Here is a 1,446-nt window from a genome sequence, read left to right as displayed (position 1 = left end):
GTTGTCTTTTTTTCCTACATGCCCTTCTCAGCCTTCTTGTGGATCCTGGCGGGGTTGCTAGGGGTGGCCTATCTTGGCTATCGCATCGTCTTTGGGGATCCGCCCAAGTATCCTCCTGAACCCTGAGTGGGCCGCCAACAGGGACTAGAATTCGAAAGAAACCTTTTGCAACGGCAATGGTGACAGTCCCTCTGATTTCAGCCCTGGACATTGACTATCGGCCTCTCCAGGAGTTGCTGGCGGCGGGAGCCTGGCTGGAAGCGGATCGGCTGAGCCTGCAATTGCTGTGCCGGGCAGCGGGAGAGGGAGCGGCGCGGCGGGGCTGGCTGTACTTTTCCGAAGTGAGCCGGATCCCGGCAGAGGATCTGCGCACCATCGATCGCCTGTGGCGGGTGGCCTCCGGGGATCGCTTCGGCTACTCGGTGCAGCGGCAGCTCTGGCTGGGGGTGAATCGCAACTGGGAGCGCCTCTGGCCGCTGATTGGCTGGAAACAAGGCTACCACTGGACCCGCTACCCCGACGAGTTCACCTGGGATCTGTCTGCCCCCAAAGGTCACCTGCCCCTTTCCAACCAACTGCGGGGGGTGCGGGTTCTGGAAGAACTGCTCACCCACAGGGCTTGGGAAGACTTGTCCGGCTGAGCGTCTGTTGCAATCTTGTTATCTGATGGATCTGATGGGATGAGACTGTGGCTGAACAACTGCAACTGACTCAGTTTCCCCACCTGCCCGGCGATCTGGCCCAAGCCTGCGAGCAGGCCATCCAGGCCACACGCCTGGCTATCCAGGCGGGGTATCGCCGCCTGCTCATCGAGATCCTCGCCCCCGACATCAAGCCGGAAGTCTTAGCCCGTCCGTTCTTGGAGCTGCTGCCGCCACCGGCTTTGGTGTTGTTCAGCGATGCCGGCGGAGCAGCCCTGGCCCAGCGGGAGTGGGGATCCCTTCCCGACGGGATGCAACTGCAAAGCCTGACTGCCCGCACGCAGCCTACACCAGACCAGAGCGTCCTGTTTGTAATGCCAGCAGTCTACAGCCTGGATCAGGTGGAGCGGGTCTGCCAGGTGGTGAGCGGCGGCGATCCTTCTGGGCTGGCTGCCAAAGGCCGGGATCCCAAGCCCGTCGTTCTCCTCAACCCACAACTTCAGGATGCCGCCGCAGTGGGGGTGGGGCTGGCCGGGCGCCGGCTGCGGCAACGCTTCCTGAGCACCTTTGAGACCAGTTACTACCTGCGCTCGCTGCTGGAAGGAGCCCTGTTTCGCGCCTACCCGGATCCCTGGAGCCTGTGGCAGCAGGAAGAGCCCGGCCTCTACAGCGTCCTCCAGACCTTTAGGGCTCGACCCAGCGGCGAAGAAGTGGCCGAGCTGTTTAGGGCCACCAGGAGAGGGGATCCCTGGTGGAGCTGGCGGCGCTGGCTGGGCGGGATCCCCTGATCGACCCGCAGCTTCAA

General features: G+C 63.1%; 2 protein-coding genes. Both read left to right on the top strand.

Annotation, left to right across the window (positions count from 1 at the left end; all coding sequences use genetic code 11):
- Positions 1–176 precede the first annotated feature (176 nt).
- Positions 177–641: a GUN4 domain-containing protein gene (locus tag NW857_RS11915; RefSeq protein ID WP_414335816.1), complete on the top strand. Its 465-nt coding sequence runs from the start codon at positions 177–179 to the stop codon at positions 639–641.
- A 47-nt stretch (positions 642–688) separates the two neighbouring features.
- Positions 689–1,429, top strand: coding sequence for a DUF1995 family protein (locus NW857_RS11910; RefSeq protein WP_414335814.1), 741 nt, complete (start codon positions 689–691; stop codon positions 1,427–1,429).
- Positions 1,430–1,446: the final 17 nt, after the last annotated feature.

It is taken from the genome of Synechococcus sp. H55.9 (assembly GCF_047462355.1).
In the GTDB taxonomy this organism is placed as follows: domain Bacteria; phylum Cyanobacteriota; class Cyanobacteriia; order Thermostichales; family Thermostichaceae; genus Thermostichus.
This window is presented reverse-complemented; position numbering and strand designations above follow the sequence as displayed.